We start from the raw sequence: 16047 nt of genomic DNA on the forward strand, positions 1-16047 counted from the left end.
GCCTATCCGGTGATGAGGGCTGCGATGCTCGCGCGATCCATGCCCGTACGGCCGATCACCACGAGATGTCCCTCCCGCGCCTCATCCGCCGCCCAGGGGCGCGAGAAATTCTGCCGGAAACGCGCCCCGACGCCCTGGATTTCCAACCGCAGCGGTTTGTCCTGAACCGCGACAAAGCCCTTGATGCGCAACACGTCATGGGAAGAAGCCGCCGCCTCGAGGCGCCCCAGAAACTCCGCAGGCGCTGCGATTTCCGCAACCGGCACCACGAAACTTTCAAAATCATCGTGCTCGTGCGCACCGTCCTCGGCATCGTGATGCGAGGGCCGCGCCGCCAGATCGTCCTCAGCACCCGCCTCCAGGCCGAGCAGGATTTCCCGGCCGAGTTTCCCGTTTGTCGCCGCAACCACTTTGACCGCGCGCGGAAGAATCTCGTCGATCATCTGCTTGACCCGCGCCAGCTCGTCCGCGCTCAGCAGATCGGACTTGTTCAGGACCACGAGGTCGGCAGCGCGGACCTGGTCCTCGTAGACTTCCGCCAACGGGTTGTCGTGGTCGAGCGACGGGTCCGCCGCCTGCTGGCGGGCCACTTCCTCCGGATCGTCGGCGAACCGTCCCGCCGCCACCGCCGGCCCGTCCACCACGGCGACGACCCCGTCCACGGTCAGGCGCGAGCGGATGCTCGGCCAGCCGAACGCCTTGATCAGCGGCTTCGGCAGTGCCAGGCCGGAGGTCTCGATGATGATGTATTCCGGCGGATTCGGGCGGCCCAGCAGCGCTTCGATGGTCGGCACGAAATCGTCCGCGACCGTGCAGCACAGGCAGCCATTGGAGAGCTCGACGATATCCGTCTCGTCGCAGCCCTCGAACCCGCAAGTCTGCAAAATCTCGCCATCGACGCCGCGCGAGCCGAATTCGTTCACGATCACCGCGAACCGCCTTCCGCCAGCCGTCTCGAGAATGTGGCGCACCAGCGTGGTTTTCCCCGCGCCGAGAAAGCCGGTGATGATGGTGGTGGGGATTTTCGCAGCGTGGAGGCTCATGTGGTCTCTTTCGGGTGAGTTTCGATCAGATCCAGCCCATAGGCGGGAAAACGGCTGAGGATGGCCTGCGCCAACGAGGGCGCCCGGCGCGAGGGCATCACGGACCCGGTCGGCGAAGCGCCGTAGCGGCGCGCGTAATCGAGAATATCCGCGGCGTGCTGGGGCTGCAGGTGACCGAGCAGATAGCCGAATGGTTTGCCCGGCATGAAAACCGCCGCCGTGCAGCCGTGATCGCAGGCGGCCAGACAGGAAACCGGGCGCAATTCCACGTCCTGCGTGCCGGCGAGGCTTTCCTCCAGCGCCCAATAGAGGCGTTGCCCCGGGCACTCTTCGGCGTCGCTGGCGGCTTTGCAGGTCACGCAGACATGCAGCACGGTAGACAAAGGATTCGGCACAGCTCCCCCAATGCACGCATAACGCGTAAGGCCGGGGCGCGGACCTGCGACAACAGAATGCCGGGCGACGAACCCGGCACAAGAACTTGGCCTGGGCGCCCCGCCTGGCCAGCTTTAGACGTGATGGCAGGTCTCCTGGCTGGCGGATCGAACGCTCCCGTCAGCCTTCCCGGAACGGGTCCAGTGGCCAAAAGACGAGGGCTTTCCGCTTACAGTTGCGGGGGCAGCTTCGGCATAGGGCCCGTAAGCCCGCACCGAATTCCCTATTCACCTTCACGAAGAAGGACCATCGGCGCCGACCGTATGCGACGGCCTCGCTTGCTGTCAACGAAGGAGAAGAAGACTACTTTTTGTGAACAAAAAGTAGCAAAAAAACTTTATTATGCTGGGTCATGGGCGTTGTCCCCGACATCGCCCATGACCCAGCGGAGCAAAAATTTTTGCGCCGCTTTTTTAAAAAGCGGCCACTTTCTTTCCTCTAAGGGGCCGCCAGCGGCGCAGGAGCAGCGCATTGGAAACAACGCTGACGCTGGAGAACGCCATCGCGGCGCCGGCGATGACCGGGCTTAAGTGACCGGATGCCGCGAGCGGGATGCCTATGATATTGTAGACGAAAGCCCAGAACAGCCCTTGGCGGATCTTGCCGAAGGTTCTGCGGGAAATGTCGAGCGCATCGGCGACCAAAGCGGGGTCGCCGCGCATCAGTGTCACGCCGGCGGTGTGCATCGCAACATCGGAACCGGTGGCCATGGCGATGCCGAGATCCGCAGCGGCGAGTGCCGGCGCGTCGTTGACGCCGTCGCCGACCATGGCGACGATGCGGCCCGCCTGGCGCAGCGCGTTGACCGCTTCGGCCTTGTCCTCGGGCAGGATTTCCGCCCGGACGTCGTCGATGCCGAGTGCATCGGCCGCCATTTTGGCGCTACCGGCATTATCGCCGGTCAGCATCACCACATGCAGCCCCCGCGCCCGCAGCGCCGCGACGGCCGACCGGGCGGAGGGTTTGATGGCGTCGCCAAAGGCGATCAGGCCGAGGATGCGCGATGTTTCTGGTCCTGCCTCAACCAGCCATGACACGGTGCGCCCTGCTTCCTGAAGCAGCACAGCACGTGCGGCGAGTGCGGCGGGCTCGAGCCCATTCTCCTCAAGCACACGCCGCGATCCCAGGACCAGATGACGGTCCTCGACGATCGCCGCCATGCCGCGACCCGGCAGCGCTTTCGCGTCCCGGGCTTGGGGAACCAGAAAACCTTCGGCTTGCGCGCGGGCGCGCACCGCCTTGGCCAGCGGGTGCTCGCTGCCCTGCTGGACGCCGGCAGCGAGGCGCAGAATTTCGGCTTCCTTCAGGCCTTCCTCGGGTTCGACGGCGACGATCGAGGGCGCGCCTTCGGTCAGAGTGCCGGTCTTGTCGAACGCCACCGTGTCGACTCGCTGCGCGGTTTCCAGAGTTTCCGCATCCTTGATGAGGACGCCGTGCTGCGCCGCCACCCCGGTGCCCGCCATCACCGCGGTGGGGGTGGCAAGACCCAGGGAGCATGGGCAGGCGACGACCAGCACCGCGACCGCAGCAAGGATCGCCGGCTCGATCCTGCCGGTGGCAAACCACCAGCCGAGGAAGGTGAGCACGGCAAGGCCGAGCACGGCGGGGACAAAGACCGCCGCCACACGATCGACCTGCTTCTGGACCGGCGCTTTCGCCGCCTGGGCGCTTTCGACCAGCCGGACGATCCGGGCGAGAGCCGCTTCCGCCCCGACCGCGCTTGTTTCGACCAGCAGCACACCTTCGCCGTTGATCGCCCCGCCGATCACCCGATCGCCCAGGAGTTTCGGCACCGGCAGGCTCTCGCCGGTCAGCATCGATTCGTCCGTGGCGCTCGTGCCTTCGACGATGACGCCGTCGACCGGAATGCGTTCGCCCGGCCGAACCACGACCAGATCGCCGACCGCGACGCGGGCGACAGGGAGCTCGGCTTCGGTGCCATCCGCCGCGCGCACGCGCGCCTGTTCGGGACGCAGCGCCGTGAGGGCGCTCAAAGCCGCACCGGTCTGGCGTTTGCCGCGGGCTTCCATCCATTTGCCGACCAGGACGAGCGTGATGACCATCGCCGAGGAGTCGAAATAAAGGGACGGCATGCCGCCCATGACCCAGGCGCGGATCAACAGATAGAGGCTGAGGCCATAGGCGGCCGAGGTGCCGAGCGCCACCAGCAAATCCATGTTTCCGGCGCCGGCGCGGGCCGCCTTCCAGCCGGCGCGATAGAAGCAGAAGCCCAGCCAGAACTGCACCGGTGTTGCCAGCGCCAGTTCGGCCCAGCCGGGCAGCATCGCGGATGATCCGGCGAGATGCAGGATCATCACGCCGAACAGCGGGGCCGTGAGCAGGGCCGAAATCCCGACATGAATGAGCGCGCGCCGCGCTTCCTGGTCCTTGCCGTCATTCGCCGTGCTGTCGTTATCGACAGGTCGCGCCGCGTAGCCGGCGCGCTCCACCACGGCGATCAGCGCCGCCTCATCAATGCCGATCCCTTCCACGCGGGCGATTTCGGTGGCGAGATTGACCTGCGCCTCGGTCACACCAGGCACTCGGCGCAACGCGCGTTCCACCCGGCCCACGCAGGAGGCGCAGGTCATCCCCCCAATCGCCAGCTCTACCTGCTTTGCCGTCACGCCATAGCCGGCCTTGGTCACGGCCGCCGTAACCGCTTCGATCTCAGCGGCATCGGTCGTGAAGGTCACACGCGCCTGGTCGGTGGCGAGATTGATCGAGACATCGGCCACGGCGGGCAGACGCCGGATGGCGCGCTCGACCCGGCCCACACAGGAGGCGCAGGTCATCCCTTCGATGCCGAAATCCACAGTCGCGCCACGGACCACGCCGTCCTTGACCTCCTGTCTCTCAAGCAAACCGATTCCACTCATGTCAGGCTCCTGAATTCAATCCGTACGGCATGCGACCGTGCATTTGAGCTGCACCCTCCCATGATGGGAAGGTCAAGCCTATTTTTGTCCACCGGCTCCTTGACCTTCCCATCATGGAAACATTTATCCGCGCACCGTGGGCGGTCCTGGCGGAGCAGCTTTTCCGCTGACGCCGGACTCCACCGGACTGGAGAAGATCCTCCGTCCGGGATCAGGCGATGGAGATGCGTATGCTGGAACTCAAAGTTGCAGGCATGACCTGCGGACATTGCGCCAAAGCGGTAACGGAAGCGGTGCATTCCGTCGCCCCGGAGGCACATATTGCGGTCGATCTGCAACAGGGCCTGGTCAAAATCGAGGCCAGAACCTCAACAATCCCGGCCGCAGCCGTGATCAAGGCGATCGAGGAGGAGGGCTACAAGGTCAACCATTAGGCGGAATATGCCGCCCCCGGCAACGCGGCGTTACTGACAGTTTGTGCGCTCCTGAATGCTGGGCCATGGGCGTTATCGCCGACACACCCATGGCCCAGTGGAAAAAAGTTTTTGTGCCGCTTTTTTCAAAAAGCGGCCGCTTTCCTACATCCGAGAAACTGGCCTTGCGCATGATCGATGTGGAGCCATCACGCTCTAACCTTAAGCATCGGCCGTTGCCTGGCGTTGGTTCCGGCGCCGCGATAGTATTCGCCGATTTTTTCATGTGAGGGATATCAAAATGCGTTGGACGAAAGCAGTCTGGATCCAGGCGTTGGCCTTGTCGATTGCAACACTGGGCGGTCAAGTTGTCCAGGCGGCGGCGATGACAACGCCGGGGGCCGCTCCCGGTACGCCATCGTGGCAGAGCTATTTCAGAACCAATTCTCTGGATTTTCCGGCGGTCTTCCGGGCCCGTCACCCCGGACCGGGCTGGCTTCTGCAACATCGCGCGGCGCTCCACCTGACGCCGGCACAGATTTCGGCTGATCAACGGCTCGTGACCGGGATGGTGCAGGCGGCGCGAACCAGTGTCACTGCATTGCAGGCCACCTATGCGAAGTACCAAGCCGATGCCGGCGTGACGGCCCCGGCACTTTCGACCATCACCGCCGATGTCGAGGCCGTAGGCCGTGCGGAAACGCGCGTCGGCTTGGCGATGGTCCCCTACCATCTCAAGGCCTATGCGCTGCTGACACCGACACAAAAGTCGATCTACCAGACTTTGGTGGCCACGCCGGCGACGCCCTAGCCGCACACGTCGGGCGTTGGGAGAGAAGAAAGTAGCCGCTTTTTGAAAAAAGCGGCGCAAAAACTTTTGTTATGCTGGGCCACGGGCGGTGTCGACGACAACGCCCGTGGCCCAGTATAAATAAAGTTTTTTTGCTACTTTTTGTTCACAAAAAGTAGCCTTCCCTTTCTTCCTCGTCAGCGCATAGCGGTTTACGCCCTCGGCCTGTTGGTATAAGTGCGCCGACCGCTCCGGCCGCCGAGGACCCATGATTCGTCTTGACAACATCAGCAAACATAACGGCCGGCAACTGGTCTTCATCGAGGCCTCGGCTGCACTGCAAAAGGGCGAGAAGATCGGCCTGGTCGGCCCGAACGGCGCCGGCAAGACCACGCTCTTCCGCATGATCATGCGCCGGGAGGAGCCCGACGAGGGCCAGATCCTGGTCGATCGCGGCGTCAGCGTCGGCTTCTTCAGCCAGGATGTGGGGGAAATGGTGGGCCGCAGCGCCGTCGCCGAGGTCATGGAGGGCGCCGGCGCGGTGGCCGAAGTGGCCGCCGAACTGGCGACGCTGGAAGCCGCCATGGCAGACCCGGACCAGGCCGACCAACTCGACAGCATCATCGAACGCTTCGGCGAAGTGCAGGCCCGCTTCGAAGAGCTGGGCGGCTATGCGCTGGATGGCAAGGCACGGGAAGTTCTGGACGGCTTAGGCTTCAGCCAGGAGATGATGGACGGCGATGTCGGCCGGCTCTCCGGCGGCTGGAAAATGCGCGTGGCACTCGGCCGCATTCTGCTCATGCGCCCCGATGTCATGCTGTTGGACGAGCCGAGCAACCATCTCGACCTCGAAAGCCTGATCTGGCTGGAGCAATTCCTGGCTGGCTATGACGGCGCGCTGCTGATGACCTCGCACGACCGCGCCTTCATGAACCGCGTCATCAACAAAGTCATCGAAATCGATGGCGGCAGCCTGACGAGCTTTTCCGGCGACTATGAATTTTACGAGCAGCAGCGGGCGCTGAATGAGAAGCATCAGCAGGCCCAGTTCGAGCGGCAGCAGGCGATGCTGGCCAAGGAGATCAATTTTATCGAGCGCTTCAAGGCCCGCGCCTCGCACGCCGCCCAGGTGCAAAGCCGCGTCAAAAAGCTCGAGAAGATCGACCGGGTCGAGCCGCCCAAGCGGCGCCAGACACTGGCCTTCGATTTTCCCCCCGCGCCGCGTTCCGGCGAGGACGTAGCCAATCTGCGCGGCGTTCATAAGCGCTATGGCAGCCGGGTGATCTACGAAGGGCTGGATCTGCTGGTGCGACGGCGCGAGCGCTGCTGCGTGCTCGGCGTGAACGGTGCGGGCAAATCCACGCTGCTCAAGCTGGTGACGGGCACGACCGCACCGGATGCCGGCACCGTGACCCTGGGTGGCAGCGTCAAGATGGGCTATTTCGCGCAGCACGCCATGGATTTGCTGGATGGCGAACGCACCGTGTTCGAGATGCTGAACGATGCCTTCCCGCTCGCCGGCCAGGGGTCTTTGCGCGCGTTGGCCGGAGGCTTCGGCTTTTCCGGTGACGAGGTCGAGAAAACCTGCCGCGTGCTCTCAGGCGGCGAGAAGGCGCGGCTGGTGATGGCGCTGATGCTGTATGACCCGCCGAATTTCCTGGTGCTGGATGAACCGACCAACCATCTCGATATCGCGACGAAGGAAATGCTGATCGGCGCGCTCTCGCAGTATGAGGGCACAATGCTGTTCGTCTCGCATGACCGCCATTTCCTGTCTGCCTTGTCCAACCGGGTTCTGGAACTAACGCCGGAGGGCATCCACCAGTATGGCGGCGGCTACACCGAATATGTGGCGCGCACCGGGCGGGAGGCGCCCGGGCTGCACGCCTGAGCCAGAAGAAAGCGAAGGCTACTTTTTGTGAACAAAAAGTAGCAAAAAAGACTTTATGAATGCTGGGTCATGGGCGTTGGCGCCGACGACGCCCATGACCCAGCTTCGCCAAAAATTTTTGCGCCGCTTTTTTTAAAAAGCGGCCGCTTTCTGACGTTGCTCTAACGGCACAGTGAACCGAAAGATGGTGCCCCGTGGTTCATTTGCGGACGCCCACAGCCTTCCGCCTTGAGCCGCGATGATCGAGCGGCAGATGGCCAAGCCGAGCCCCATGCCCTCGGGCTTGGTCGTATAGAATGCCTCGAAAACGCGCTCCATCTGCTGCGGGTCAAGCCCTGGGCCGGAATCCTCTATGGTGACAAGAACGCTGCCTGAGACATCTCTTTCGCTGCTGATCCGCAGCTCGCGCGCCCCTTCGTCGACCCCGCTCATGGCTTCGATGGCATTGACGATCAGGTTGAGGATCACCTGCTGCGACTGGACGCGGTCCCCACACACGAATTCCAAACCCGTCGCGAGCCCGGTTCGGAGCAAGACACCGTGGCTCAGCATTTCGCTCCGACTTAGGGAAATGACGTCGAGAATGGCTTCGTTGAGATCGAAGCACTCCTTGCGCGGGGGCGCCTTCTTGGTCATGGCCCGGATCCGCTCGATGACATCGCTGGCCCGTCGTCCATTCTCGATGATCCGGCCAGCCGCCTGCCGGACCTCCTCGAGAGCGGGGGGCTGAGCCGCCAGCCAGCGCAAGGCGGCATGTGCATTGGTCACGGCGGCGGCGATCGGCTGGTTGACCTCGTGGGCGATCGAGGCGGTCAGCAGTCCCATCATCGCGACGCGGTTGGCGTGCGCGAGCTCCGCTTGCGCGACGCGCAACGCTTCGGAGGCCAGCATCTGCTCCGTCAGGTCGCGGATGATCACGAGTGCTGCCTCCACCCGCTCCGCACGCAACCTTAAAGGCGAGCAAGTGACCACCCGGTAGCGCTGCCCGGCAGGATAGGAAAACCACGCCGCGTAACTGACCTCTTCCCCAGCGAAGCACCGATCCAGGTTCGGCTTGACGATGTTCGCAAAAGCCTCCGCCCCCAGCAGATCAGCGGCGTGCTTCCCGACGACCTTTTCGGCCGACATACCGAAACTCCGCCCGTAAGCCGGGTTGACGCGCTGATATCGATAGTCCCTTTCAAACATGCAGATTCCATCGGGCGAGCTCTCGAACACGTGGGCGGTTAGATACTCTGCCCATTTGCGGTCGGTGATGTCCTCGCACACGATCAAGAGGACGGGGCTTTCCTTGAGCAGCATCGCTTTGCCCGTTTCGCGGACCCACAATGTCGAGCCGTCCTTGCGCACCTTGCGCAGTTCCCAGCTCACGGCGCGGCCGCGTTGGTCGAGGCATCTCATCATATTCCGTTGCGCCGCGGCGCGATCCTCTGCATGAAAGATCTTCAGCACGGTATCGCCCGCCAACTCGTCGACAGTGTAGCCGAGTTTCTCAGCCCCGAAGGGATTTGCGGACAGAACGGTCCCGGTGGCGTCCAACATAAAGTACATGGTCGGATTATTCTCGAATACGGCCCGCCACTTCTCCTCGCTCTCCCGCAGCGCCTCCTTCGCCCGGTTATGATCGATCAAGTTGTCCCTGAAAATCTGGACTGCCGCCGCCATCGCGCCGATCTCGTCGTTCCGACCGACCCCGGGCACTTCAACGCCGGCCTCACCTTTGGCAAGCGCTGCCATGGCGCTGGTCATGCGCCTCACCGGCACCGTGATGCTGCGCGTAAGCAGCAAACCCATCAAAATCGCGGTGACGAGCGAGGCTGTGCCGCCGAGGATCGCGACCGTGTATGCGGTCGCATACGCCTGTCTCTGCACGGCGGCGCGTTTTGCTAAGACAGCGCGCTCAATCGCGTCGACTTCATCCACTTTGGCACGGATGAGGTCCATCACGGTCTTGCCGGCCCGCGCGCCCTCCAGGCTGCGCGCTTCCTCGCGCGTCTCCGGCCTCGCCATAAGCGTGATCTCCTGCTCGGCGATCGCCCGCCACTGCTTGACCAGTGTGTCCAGTTCATCGAGCCGGCCCTCCTGGGCCGGGTTGCCCAAGGTGAGCCGCCTGGCTTTCTGGAACGCCATCGTAAAGGCGTCCCCACCCTTATGGTAAGGATCCAGAAAACTCTCATCGCCGGTGACCAGATAACCGCGCACCCCGGTTTCCTGATCCAGCATCGCCCTCATCATCGTGTGTTGAGCATCCAACACGTCGGCGGTGTGGACACGCGAGCCCGTGACCCCTTCGATGACGGAAAGTCTGCTGTAAGCGAGCGTCCCGCTCACAAATATGACGGCGACCACGGCCGCAAACGCGACCGTGAGCTTGCGCGAGATCGACAAGTTCGCAAAGGTGGACATCTGCCCCCCTAAGGCCCAGCTACGAAGCGATGAAAATGAACCGTCTCACAATGGCTTGTCCTGCGCAAACATTGGATCAAAAATTCGCGATTATGCTCCAGGCCGGCTTTCCGAACAGAAGAAAGCAGCCGCTTTTTGAAAAAAGCGGCGCAAAAACTTCTTTTATGCTGGGCCATGGGCGTTTGCGCCGACAACGCCCATGGCCCAAATTAGCAAAGTTCTTTTGCTACTTTTTGTTCACAAAAAGTAGCCTTCTCCTTCGCTTGGCCCTTGCAGGCTCAATTAGGCCAGGCAATCGCTCATGCAAACAACGCTAGAGAATGATTGCTGTACAGAAATTATCCTTTCGCGTGATAGCCAACCTCGAACCGCCGCCCCTTCACGGTCTCGCCAAAAGCCAAATCGACCTTGGCGCCGAATCGGGGATCTAACGTTTTGATCACCGGCACGTCATCAGGCAGATCGCCACAATCACCCAGAGTGGCCATCGCGACGCTCCCCGTCGGCAGTTTTATTGCCGTGGGCAGAAGCAACAGCACCTCAGGTCGGCCGAATGTTTGGCAAAGCGCATGAAAGAACGCTCCTTCAAGGAAGGAGATGGCGGCGGCCGGGGTGTTCCAAAGATAAAAGGTGCCGTACGCTGGATCCTGAGGATCCACCATGAACCATTTATGAGCCAGGCCTTGCATCCCGTCGAAAAGAGGCCCTCGCTCTGCGATGCGCTGGCGAACCGCCTGAACGTCATCTTTGGTCTTGAGGCTGATCAGATAGTGCATCGCAATCATGGAACCTCCTAACTGCCTGTTGGCGTAATTCTAAGTGGATTTTATTGTTCGATCGATGCCACACCTTAAGCGATCGCCTATCGTCCGAGAATGGTTCCGATGCGCAACGCGGTGATGCACTAAGTGCGCAACCGGAACATCCGGCCCTGCGATGGCGCTTGCTTGGGCAGGCGGCCTGCATTGGAGGTTGTAAAAGCTTTTTACTATAGCGTAGGGAGGCCGCTATTTGGCGGAGGGAGACGATGGAACCGAACCGCAAACAGTGTCGCGCACAAGTCCAAACGCCCGCGACGCCACTTCCGCTCGCGTTATCAAACCCGCAAAAGATGTTGGAAACCGGGCTTGCCCACCATCGAGCCGGGCAACGGGCCGAGGCCGAGCGGCTCTACCGTCAGGTGCTGGCGGCGGATGCAAGCCATGCCGACGCCCTGCATCTGCTCGGCGTACTCGCCCATCAGGCCGGACAAAACGACCGCGCCGTCGGGATGATTGCCCAGGCGATCGGGATAAGCCCACAAATCGCCGCCTATCACGCCAACCTGGGCACCGCCCTGAAGGCCCTGGGGCGCCTCGACGAGGCGGTTGCCGCCTACAACAATGCGCTGCGCTTGAAGCCGGATTTTGCCGAAGCCCATGTCGATCTGAGCAATGCTTTGCAGGACCTCGGGCAGCTCGACGACGCCGTTGCCGCCTGCAAAAATGCCCTTCGCTTGAAGCCCGACTTCGTCGTGGCCCACTATAACCTGGGCAACATGCTGAAGGCCCTGGGATGCCTCGATGACGCCGTTGCCTCCTACAACAACGCCATCAGTTGTAAACCGGATTTCGCCGAGGCCCATTGCAGCCTGGGCACCACCCTGAAGGCGTTGGGACGCCTCGACGAGGCCATCACCGCCTACGACAATGCCATCCTCTGCAAACCGGATTTCGCCGAGGCCCACTCCAACCTGGGCACCGCCCTGCAGGAATTGGGGCGCCTCGACGAGGCCGTTAGCGCCTACAACACCGCCATCCTCTGCAAGCCGGATTTCGCCGAGGCTCACTCCAACCTCGGCAACACCCTCAAGAATTTGGGGCGCCTTGACGAGGCCATCGCCGCCTACAACACCGCCATTGGCTGCAAACCTGACTACGCCCAGGCCCATTTCAACCTCGGGATCGGATTGCTGCTTGCCGGTGATTTCTCTAACGGCTGGACAGAATACGATTGGCGCTGGCGGGGCGGCGTCAAGGAGCAGAAACCCAAGGACGTCTCCACGCCCGAGTGGCGGGGCGAGGACCTCAACGGGCGGACGATCCTGTTGCATGCGGAGCAGGGGCTGGGTGACACCATCCAGTTCTGTCGCTATGCGCCGCTGGTCGCAGCGAGCGGCGGGCGGGTCGTGCTGGAAGCGCCACGCTCCCTGCTGCGGCTTCTCGCCGGGCTGCAGGGCGTGGATCGCCTGATCGCGACCGGGGATCCCCTCCCCGCTTTCGATTTCCACTGCAAGCTGATGAGCTTGCCCAATGTCTTCGGCACCACGCTTGCCACGATTCCGGCAAGCATTCCATATCTTCCCGTCGAGGCGGCGCTCCGCCAGCACTGGCAGCAGCGCCTCGGCCCCGTCGCCGGGCGACGGGTCGGAATCGTCTGGGCGGGCAATCCCAAACATCAGAACGACCGCAACCGCTCGCTGCCCTTCACAGCCCTGGCGCCGTTATGGAACATTCCCGGCATAGACTGGTATAGCCTGCAGGTCGGTGAGAGGCGGGCCGATCTCGATGCCGCCCTGCTTGGCACGATCGAAGACCTGTCGCCGGACCTCGACGATTTCGCCGAAACCGCTGCCGCCATCTCGCAGCTTGACCTCCTCCTCACGGTTGACACGGCGGTCGCGCATCTGGCCGGCGCCATTGGCTGCCCTGCCTGGGTGATGCTGCCTTTGGCGCCCGACTGGCGCTGGTTGACCGAGCGCCAGGACAACCCGTGGTACCCATCGGCACGATTGTTCCGCCAGGCTGAGCGCGGCGCGTGGGGAGGCGTGGTTCACAACATCGCCGCAGCCCTGGCTGAGCGATGGAACCTGAAAAAGTAAGCGAAGGCTACTTTTTGTGAACAAAAAGTAGCAAAAAAACTTTGCTATGCTGGGCCATGGGCGTTGGCGCCGACAACGCCCATGGCCCAGCATAAAAGAAGTTTTTGCGCCGCTTTTTTCAAAAAGCGGCCGCTTTTCTCTCTTAGAAAAGTCCGCCTGCCACATCGCCTTCAGTTTTGTTGGCTGAACCGCCCGCTGAGAACGCCGCTGAAATACAAAAAACCGCCGCTGCCAAACGATATTATGTTAAAGGTCGATCGGATACAAAAAAAACCCGCTTCGTCCAACGGGACAAAACAAACAACCTTCAAGGGGAAAAAATGTCCGTGCCGATACCAACCTCCGTAAGAGTCCGGAAAATCCAGCGCAGCGCGCTGACCATGCTGCTGATCTCTGGCTCGATCAACTACATCGACCGTGCGACGCTTGCGGTCGGCAATCCGCTCATCCGCCACGATCTCGGCCTATCGATCGCGGATATGGGCTTTCTGCTCTCCGCCTTCCTCTGGGCCTATGCTTTTGCCCAGTTGCCCTCGGGCGCGCTGGTCGATCGCTTCCGCCCCCGCGTGCTGCTCACCGCAGGGCTCTCGCTCTGGTCCCTGGCCCAGGTCGCGAGCGGCCTGGTCGGGAGTTTCGGGCAATTCTATGTCGCCCGCCTGTTCCTCGGCGCCGGCGAGGCGCCGCAATTCCCGACCGCGACACGGGTGACGCGCGACTGGTTCAATCCGCGGAGCCGAGGAACGGCCTCGGGCATCTGGAACAGCGCCGGGCCACTCGGCACCGCACTGGGCGTGCCGCTGTGCACAGCCCTCATGCTTGCCTTCGGGTGGCGCTGGATGTTCATCATCATGGGGCTGCTGGGCCTCGTCGTCGCCGTGATCTGGTTCAGGCTCTATCGTAATCCCACGGAGGTTACGCTCACGGAAGGCGAAGTCGCCTATTGCACCGAGGGCGACCCCGCGAAGCGGCGCAGTCCGGTGACGTTCCGCGAATGGAAGATGCTGTTCAAGTTCCGCACCACCTGGGGTATGATCATCGGCTATTTCGGCTGCATCTATATGACGTGGATCTACTTGGCCTGGCTGCCCGGCTATCTTGAGATCCAGCGCCATATGAGCGTGAAATACACCGGCATCGCCGCGGCAATCCCCTTCGCCTGGGGCATCGCCGGCTCGATGGCCGGCGGCTACCTGGCGGACCGGCTGATCCGCTCGGGGCAAACCGCGCTCAACAGCCGCAAGATCCCCGCCTCGCTCGCTTTGGTCGGCACAGCCGGCTTCACCATCGCGGCGGCCTATGTGCAGAGCAACATGCTTGCCATCGCCTGCATCTCGGCGGCGATCTTCCTGCTCTACGTGACAAGCACCTGCTCCTGGGCTCTGAGCTCGGTCGCCGTGCCGCCGAACCTCACCGCTTCTGTCGGCGCGATGATGAATTTCGGCGGCTATCTGGGCGGGGCCCTCGCGCCGACCGTGACCGGCCTGATCGTGCAACAGACCGGTTCCTTCGTCGCCGCCCTCGTGGTCGGCGCCGTCATCGCGCTCGTCTCAGCATCATCCTACATGTTCATCGTCCACCACGAGATTTCGGACGACCATCTCGACGTGCTGCACGCCTCGCTCGCGGAATAAGCGAAAGGGAAGGCTACTTTTTGTGAACAAAAAGTAGCAAAAAAACTTTATTTATGCTGGGCCATGGGCGTTGTCGGCGACAGCGCCCATGGCCCAGAGGAATAAAAGTTTTTGCGCCGCTTTTTTCAAAAAGCGGCTGCTTTCCTCTCCCGATACGCGTCACATTTGCGGTACGCTCGTGTGCCAATCGGTCGCGGCTTGATACGCCATACCGATTTGCAACGCTGTGTCTTCATCGCCGCCCCGGCAAATCACCTGAATGGAGCAAGGCAGCCCTTTCGCATCGAAACCGCTCGGCAGGGCCAAGCCGCAAAGCTCCAGCAGGTTCACGATTCGCGTGTAGCGGATCGGCGGATTGTCGTGGTTCACTTCCGTCACGGGAATGGCGGTCGTCAACGTCGACGGCGTGAGAAGCGCGTCAATGCCGTGCATCGCTTCCAGGAATACGCGCTTCCAGTGGTCGCGCTGCCGGAAGGCCTGAATATATTCAGTGGCGGAAATCGTTGTTCCCTTCAGCAGGCGCGGACGAACCGAACTATCAACCGGCAATGCCATGTCCCGTGCCTGAGCGCCGTATTCGGCCGCGGCCTCGGCGAGCATGATGGCGCTGGCCGTCGACGCGAAATCATCAAAGTCGCAAGGCATCGTCATGGTCACGATTTCCGCGCCGAGACCTGCCAGCACCTCCAGCGCTGTTTCATAAGCAGCGCGCACATCCGGCTCGACGTTTCCAAAATCCTTTTCCGCGAGCCGCGCAACACGAAAACGGCGCAGACTGGACAGTTTCTGTGCGTCTTGCTGCGGCGCGCTGATCGCCACGCCTCCGTCCGGGCCTGTCAGCACTTTATAAAACAAGGCCGCGTCCGCTGCGGACACGGACAAAACACCGACGCTGTCGAGCGTGCGGCTCAAAGGCAGCAAACCCTCCGCACTGATTTGGCGCACCGTCGGCTTGAGACCGGTAATGCCGCAAAAGCTGGCCGGAACGCGGATCGATCCGCCGGTATCGGTCCCCAGCGCGAACGGCGCCATGCGTGCGGCGACGGCGACGGCCGACCCGCTGCTCGATCCGCCCGGAACCCGATGCACCTTCATGTCCCAAGGGTTCCAGGGTGTCCCCATGTGTTCGTTAGTACCCCACGCCCCCAGCGCCACTTGCACCATATGCGTCTTGCCGATGATAACGGCGCCCGCGCGGATGAGGCGCTGGACCACATCAGCCGTCACAGCCGCAATCCGGTCGGCAAACAAGGGCGAACCGCCGGTCGTGACCTTGCCCTCTATGTCGACAAGATCCTTGATCGCGATGGGAATCCCATGCAGCGGGCCGAGGGCGTAACCTGCCCCGATCATCTTTGCAGCCGCCTGCGCCGCTGCCCGCGCGTCGGCCTCGAAAACCTCGGTGTAGGCGTGAAGTCTGGAATCCAGGCTGGCAACCCTGTCCAGATATGCCTCCAGAACCTCGACGGGCGACACCTTGCCGGAATGGATGGACTGCGAAAGTGATGTGAGGTCCGATGTATAGAGCATGCGCGTTCCTGTGAGAGAATAAAGCCTACAGGGGTGGATGTTACGGACAGCCGATCCGGCAAGAAAGAGGGAAGCGGGCGCTTTTTGAAAAAAGCGCCGCAAAAACTTTTAACTATGCTGGGCCATGGGCATTGTCACCGACAACGCCCATGGCCCAAATTAACAAAGT

12 protein-coding genes and 1 riboswitch are annotated in these 16047 nt (G+C 62.3%); of the genes, 6 read left to right on the forward strand and 6 right to left on the reverse strand.

Going from position 1 to position 16047, the window contains the following annotated elements:
• Nucleotides 1-2: 2 nt before the first annotated feature.
• From cobW to VGG47_RS11085, 3 genes are all read right to left on the reverse strand, one after another.
• A complete protein-coding gene (gene cobW, locus VGG47_RS11075) occupies nucleotides 3-1043 on the reverse strand; it encodes a cobalamin biosynthesis protein CobW (RefSeq protein ID WP_331538449.1) in 1041 nt (346 codons plus the stop codon).
• Nucleotides 1040-1438 carry a DUF1636 domain-containing protein gene (locus VGG47_RS11080; protein ID WP_331538451.1) on the reverse strand — a complete coding sequence of 133 codons (399 nt, stop codon included), beginning with the start codon at nucleotides 1436-1438 and terminating at the stop codon, nucleotides 1040-1042. The genes cobW and VGG47_RS11080 overlap by 4 nt, the downstream gene beginning before the upstream one ends.
• Before the next feature lie 108 nt (nucleotides 1439-1546).
• A riboswitch (cobalamin riboswitch) is annotated at nucleotides 1547-1744 on the reverse strand.
• A 147-nt stretch (nucleotides 1745-1891) separates the two neighbouring features.
• Complete coding sequence (locus tag VGG47_RS11085; RefSeq protein ID WP_331538453.1) at nucleotides 1892-4357, reverse strand: heavy metal translocating P-type ATPase; 2466 nt, start codon at nucleotides 4355-4357, stop codon at nucleotides 1892-1894.
• Nucleotides 4358-4587: 230 nt separating this feature from the next.
• Between VGG47_RS11085 and VGG47_RS11090 the strand changes: the two genes are divergently transcribed.
• From VGG47_RS11090 to VGG47_RS11105, 4 genes are all read left to right on the forward strand, one after another.
• Nucleotides 4588-4791, forward strand: coding sequence for a heavy-metal-associated domain-containing protein (locus VGG47_RS11090; protein ID WP_331538455.1), 204 nt, complete (start codon nucleotides 4588-4590; stop codon nucleotides 4789-4791).
• Between the two features lie 65 nt (nucleotides 4792-4856).
• On the forward strand, nucleotides 4857-5060 hold the full coding sequence (locus VGG47_RS11095; protein ID WP_331538457.1) for a hypothetical protein: 204 nt from the start codon (nucleotides 4857-4859) through the stop codon (nucleotides 5058-5060).
• Between the two features lie 11 nt (nucleotides 5061-5071).
• Complete coding sequence (locus VGG47_RS11100) at nucleotides 5072-5581, forward strand: hypothetical protein (RefSeq protein ID WP_331538458.1); 510 nt, start codon at nucleotides 5072-5074, stop codon at nucleotides 5579-5581.
• A 247-nt stretch (nucleotides 5582-5828) separates the two neighbouring features.
• Nucleotides 5829-7451 (forward strand): ABC-F family ATP-binding cassette domain-containing protein, encoded by a 1623-nt coding sequence (locus tag VGG47_RS11105; protein WP_331538460.1) that lies wholly within the window; start codon nucleotides 5829-5831, stop codon nucleotides 7449-7451.
• Between the two features lie 132 nt (nucleotides 7452-7583).
• Here the strand turns inward: VGG47_RS11105 and VGG47_RS11110 are convergent, their stop codons facing one another.
• Both VGG47_RS11110 and VGG47_RS11115 read right to left on the reverse strand, forming a co-directional pair.
• Nucleotides 7584-9857 (reverse strand): PAS domain S-box protein, encoded by a 2274-nt coding sequence (locus VGG47_RS11110; protein ID WP_331538463.1) that lies wholly within the window; start codon nucleotides 9855-9857, stop codon nucleotides 7584-7586.
• 338 nt (nucleotides 9858-10195) lie between these two features.
• Nucleotides 10196-10642, reverse strand: a complete 447-nt coding sequence (locus tag VGG47_RS11115; protein WP_331538465.1) for a DUF4865 family protein — start codon at nucleotides 10640-10642, stop codon at nucleotides 10196-10198.
• Between the two features lie 326 nt (nucleotides 10643-10968).
• Here VGG47_RS11115 and VGG47_RS11125 point away from each other — a divergent pair, with 326 nt between their 5' ends.
• Both VGG47_RS11125 and VGG47_RS11130 read left to right on the forward strand, forming a co-directional pair.
• Nucleotides 10969-12717 carry a tetratricopeptide repeat protein gene (locus tag VGG47_RS11125; RefSeq protein WP_408841936.1) on the forward strand — a complete coding sequence of 583 codons (1749 nt, stop codon included), beginning with the start codon at nucleotides 10969-10971 and terminating at the stop codon, nucleotides 12715-12717.
• 320 nt (nucleotides 12718-13037) lie between these two features.
• A complete protein-coding gene (locus VGG47_RS11130) occupies nucleotides 13038-14348 on the forward strand; it encodes an MFS transporter (protein ID WP_331538467.1) in 1311 nt (436 codons plus the stop codon).
• A 159-nt stretch (nucleotides 14349-14507) separates the two neighbouring features.
• On the opposite strand, the gene VGG47_RS11135 is transcribed toward VGG47_RS11130, so the two are convergent.
• A complete protein-coding gene (locus tag VGG47_RS11135; RefSeq protein WP_331538469.1) occupies nucleotides 14508-15878 on the reverse strand; it encodes an amidase in 1371 nt (456 codons plus the stop codon).
• Nucleotides 15879-16047: the final 169 nt, after the last annotated feature.

Source organism: Acidocella sp. (assembly GCF_036489515.1).
In the GTDB taxonomy this organism is placed as follows: domain Bacteria; phylum Pseudomonadota; class Alphaproteobacteria; order Acetobacterales; family Acetobacteraceae; genus Acidocella.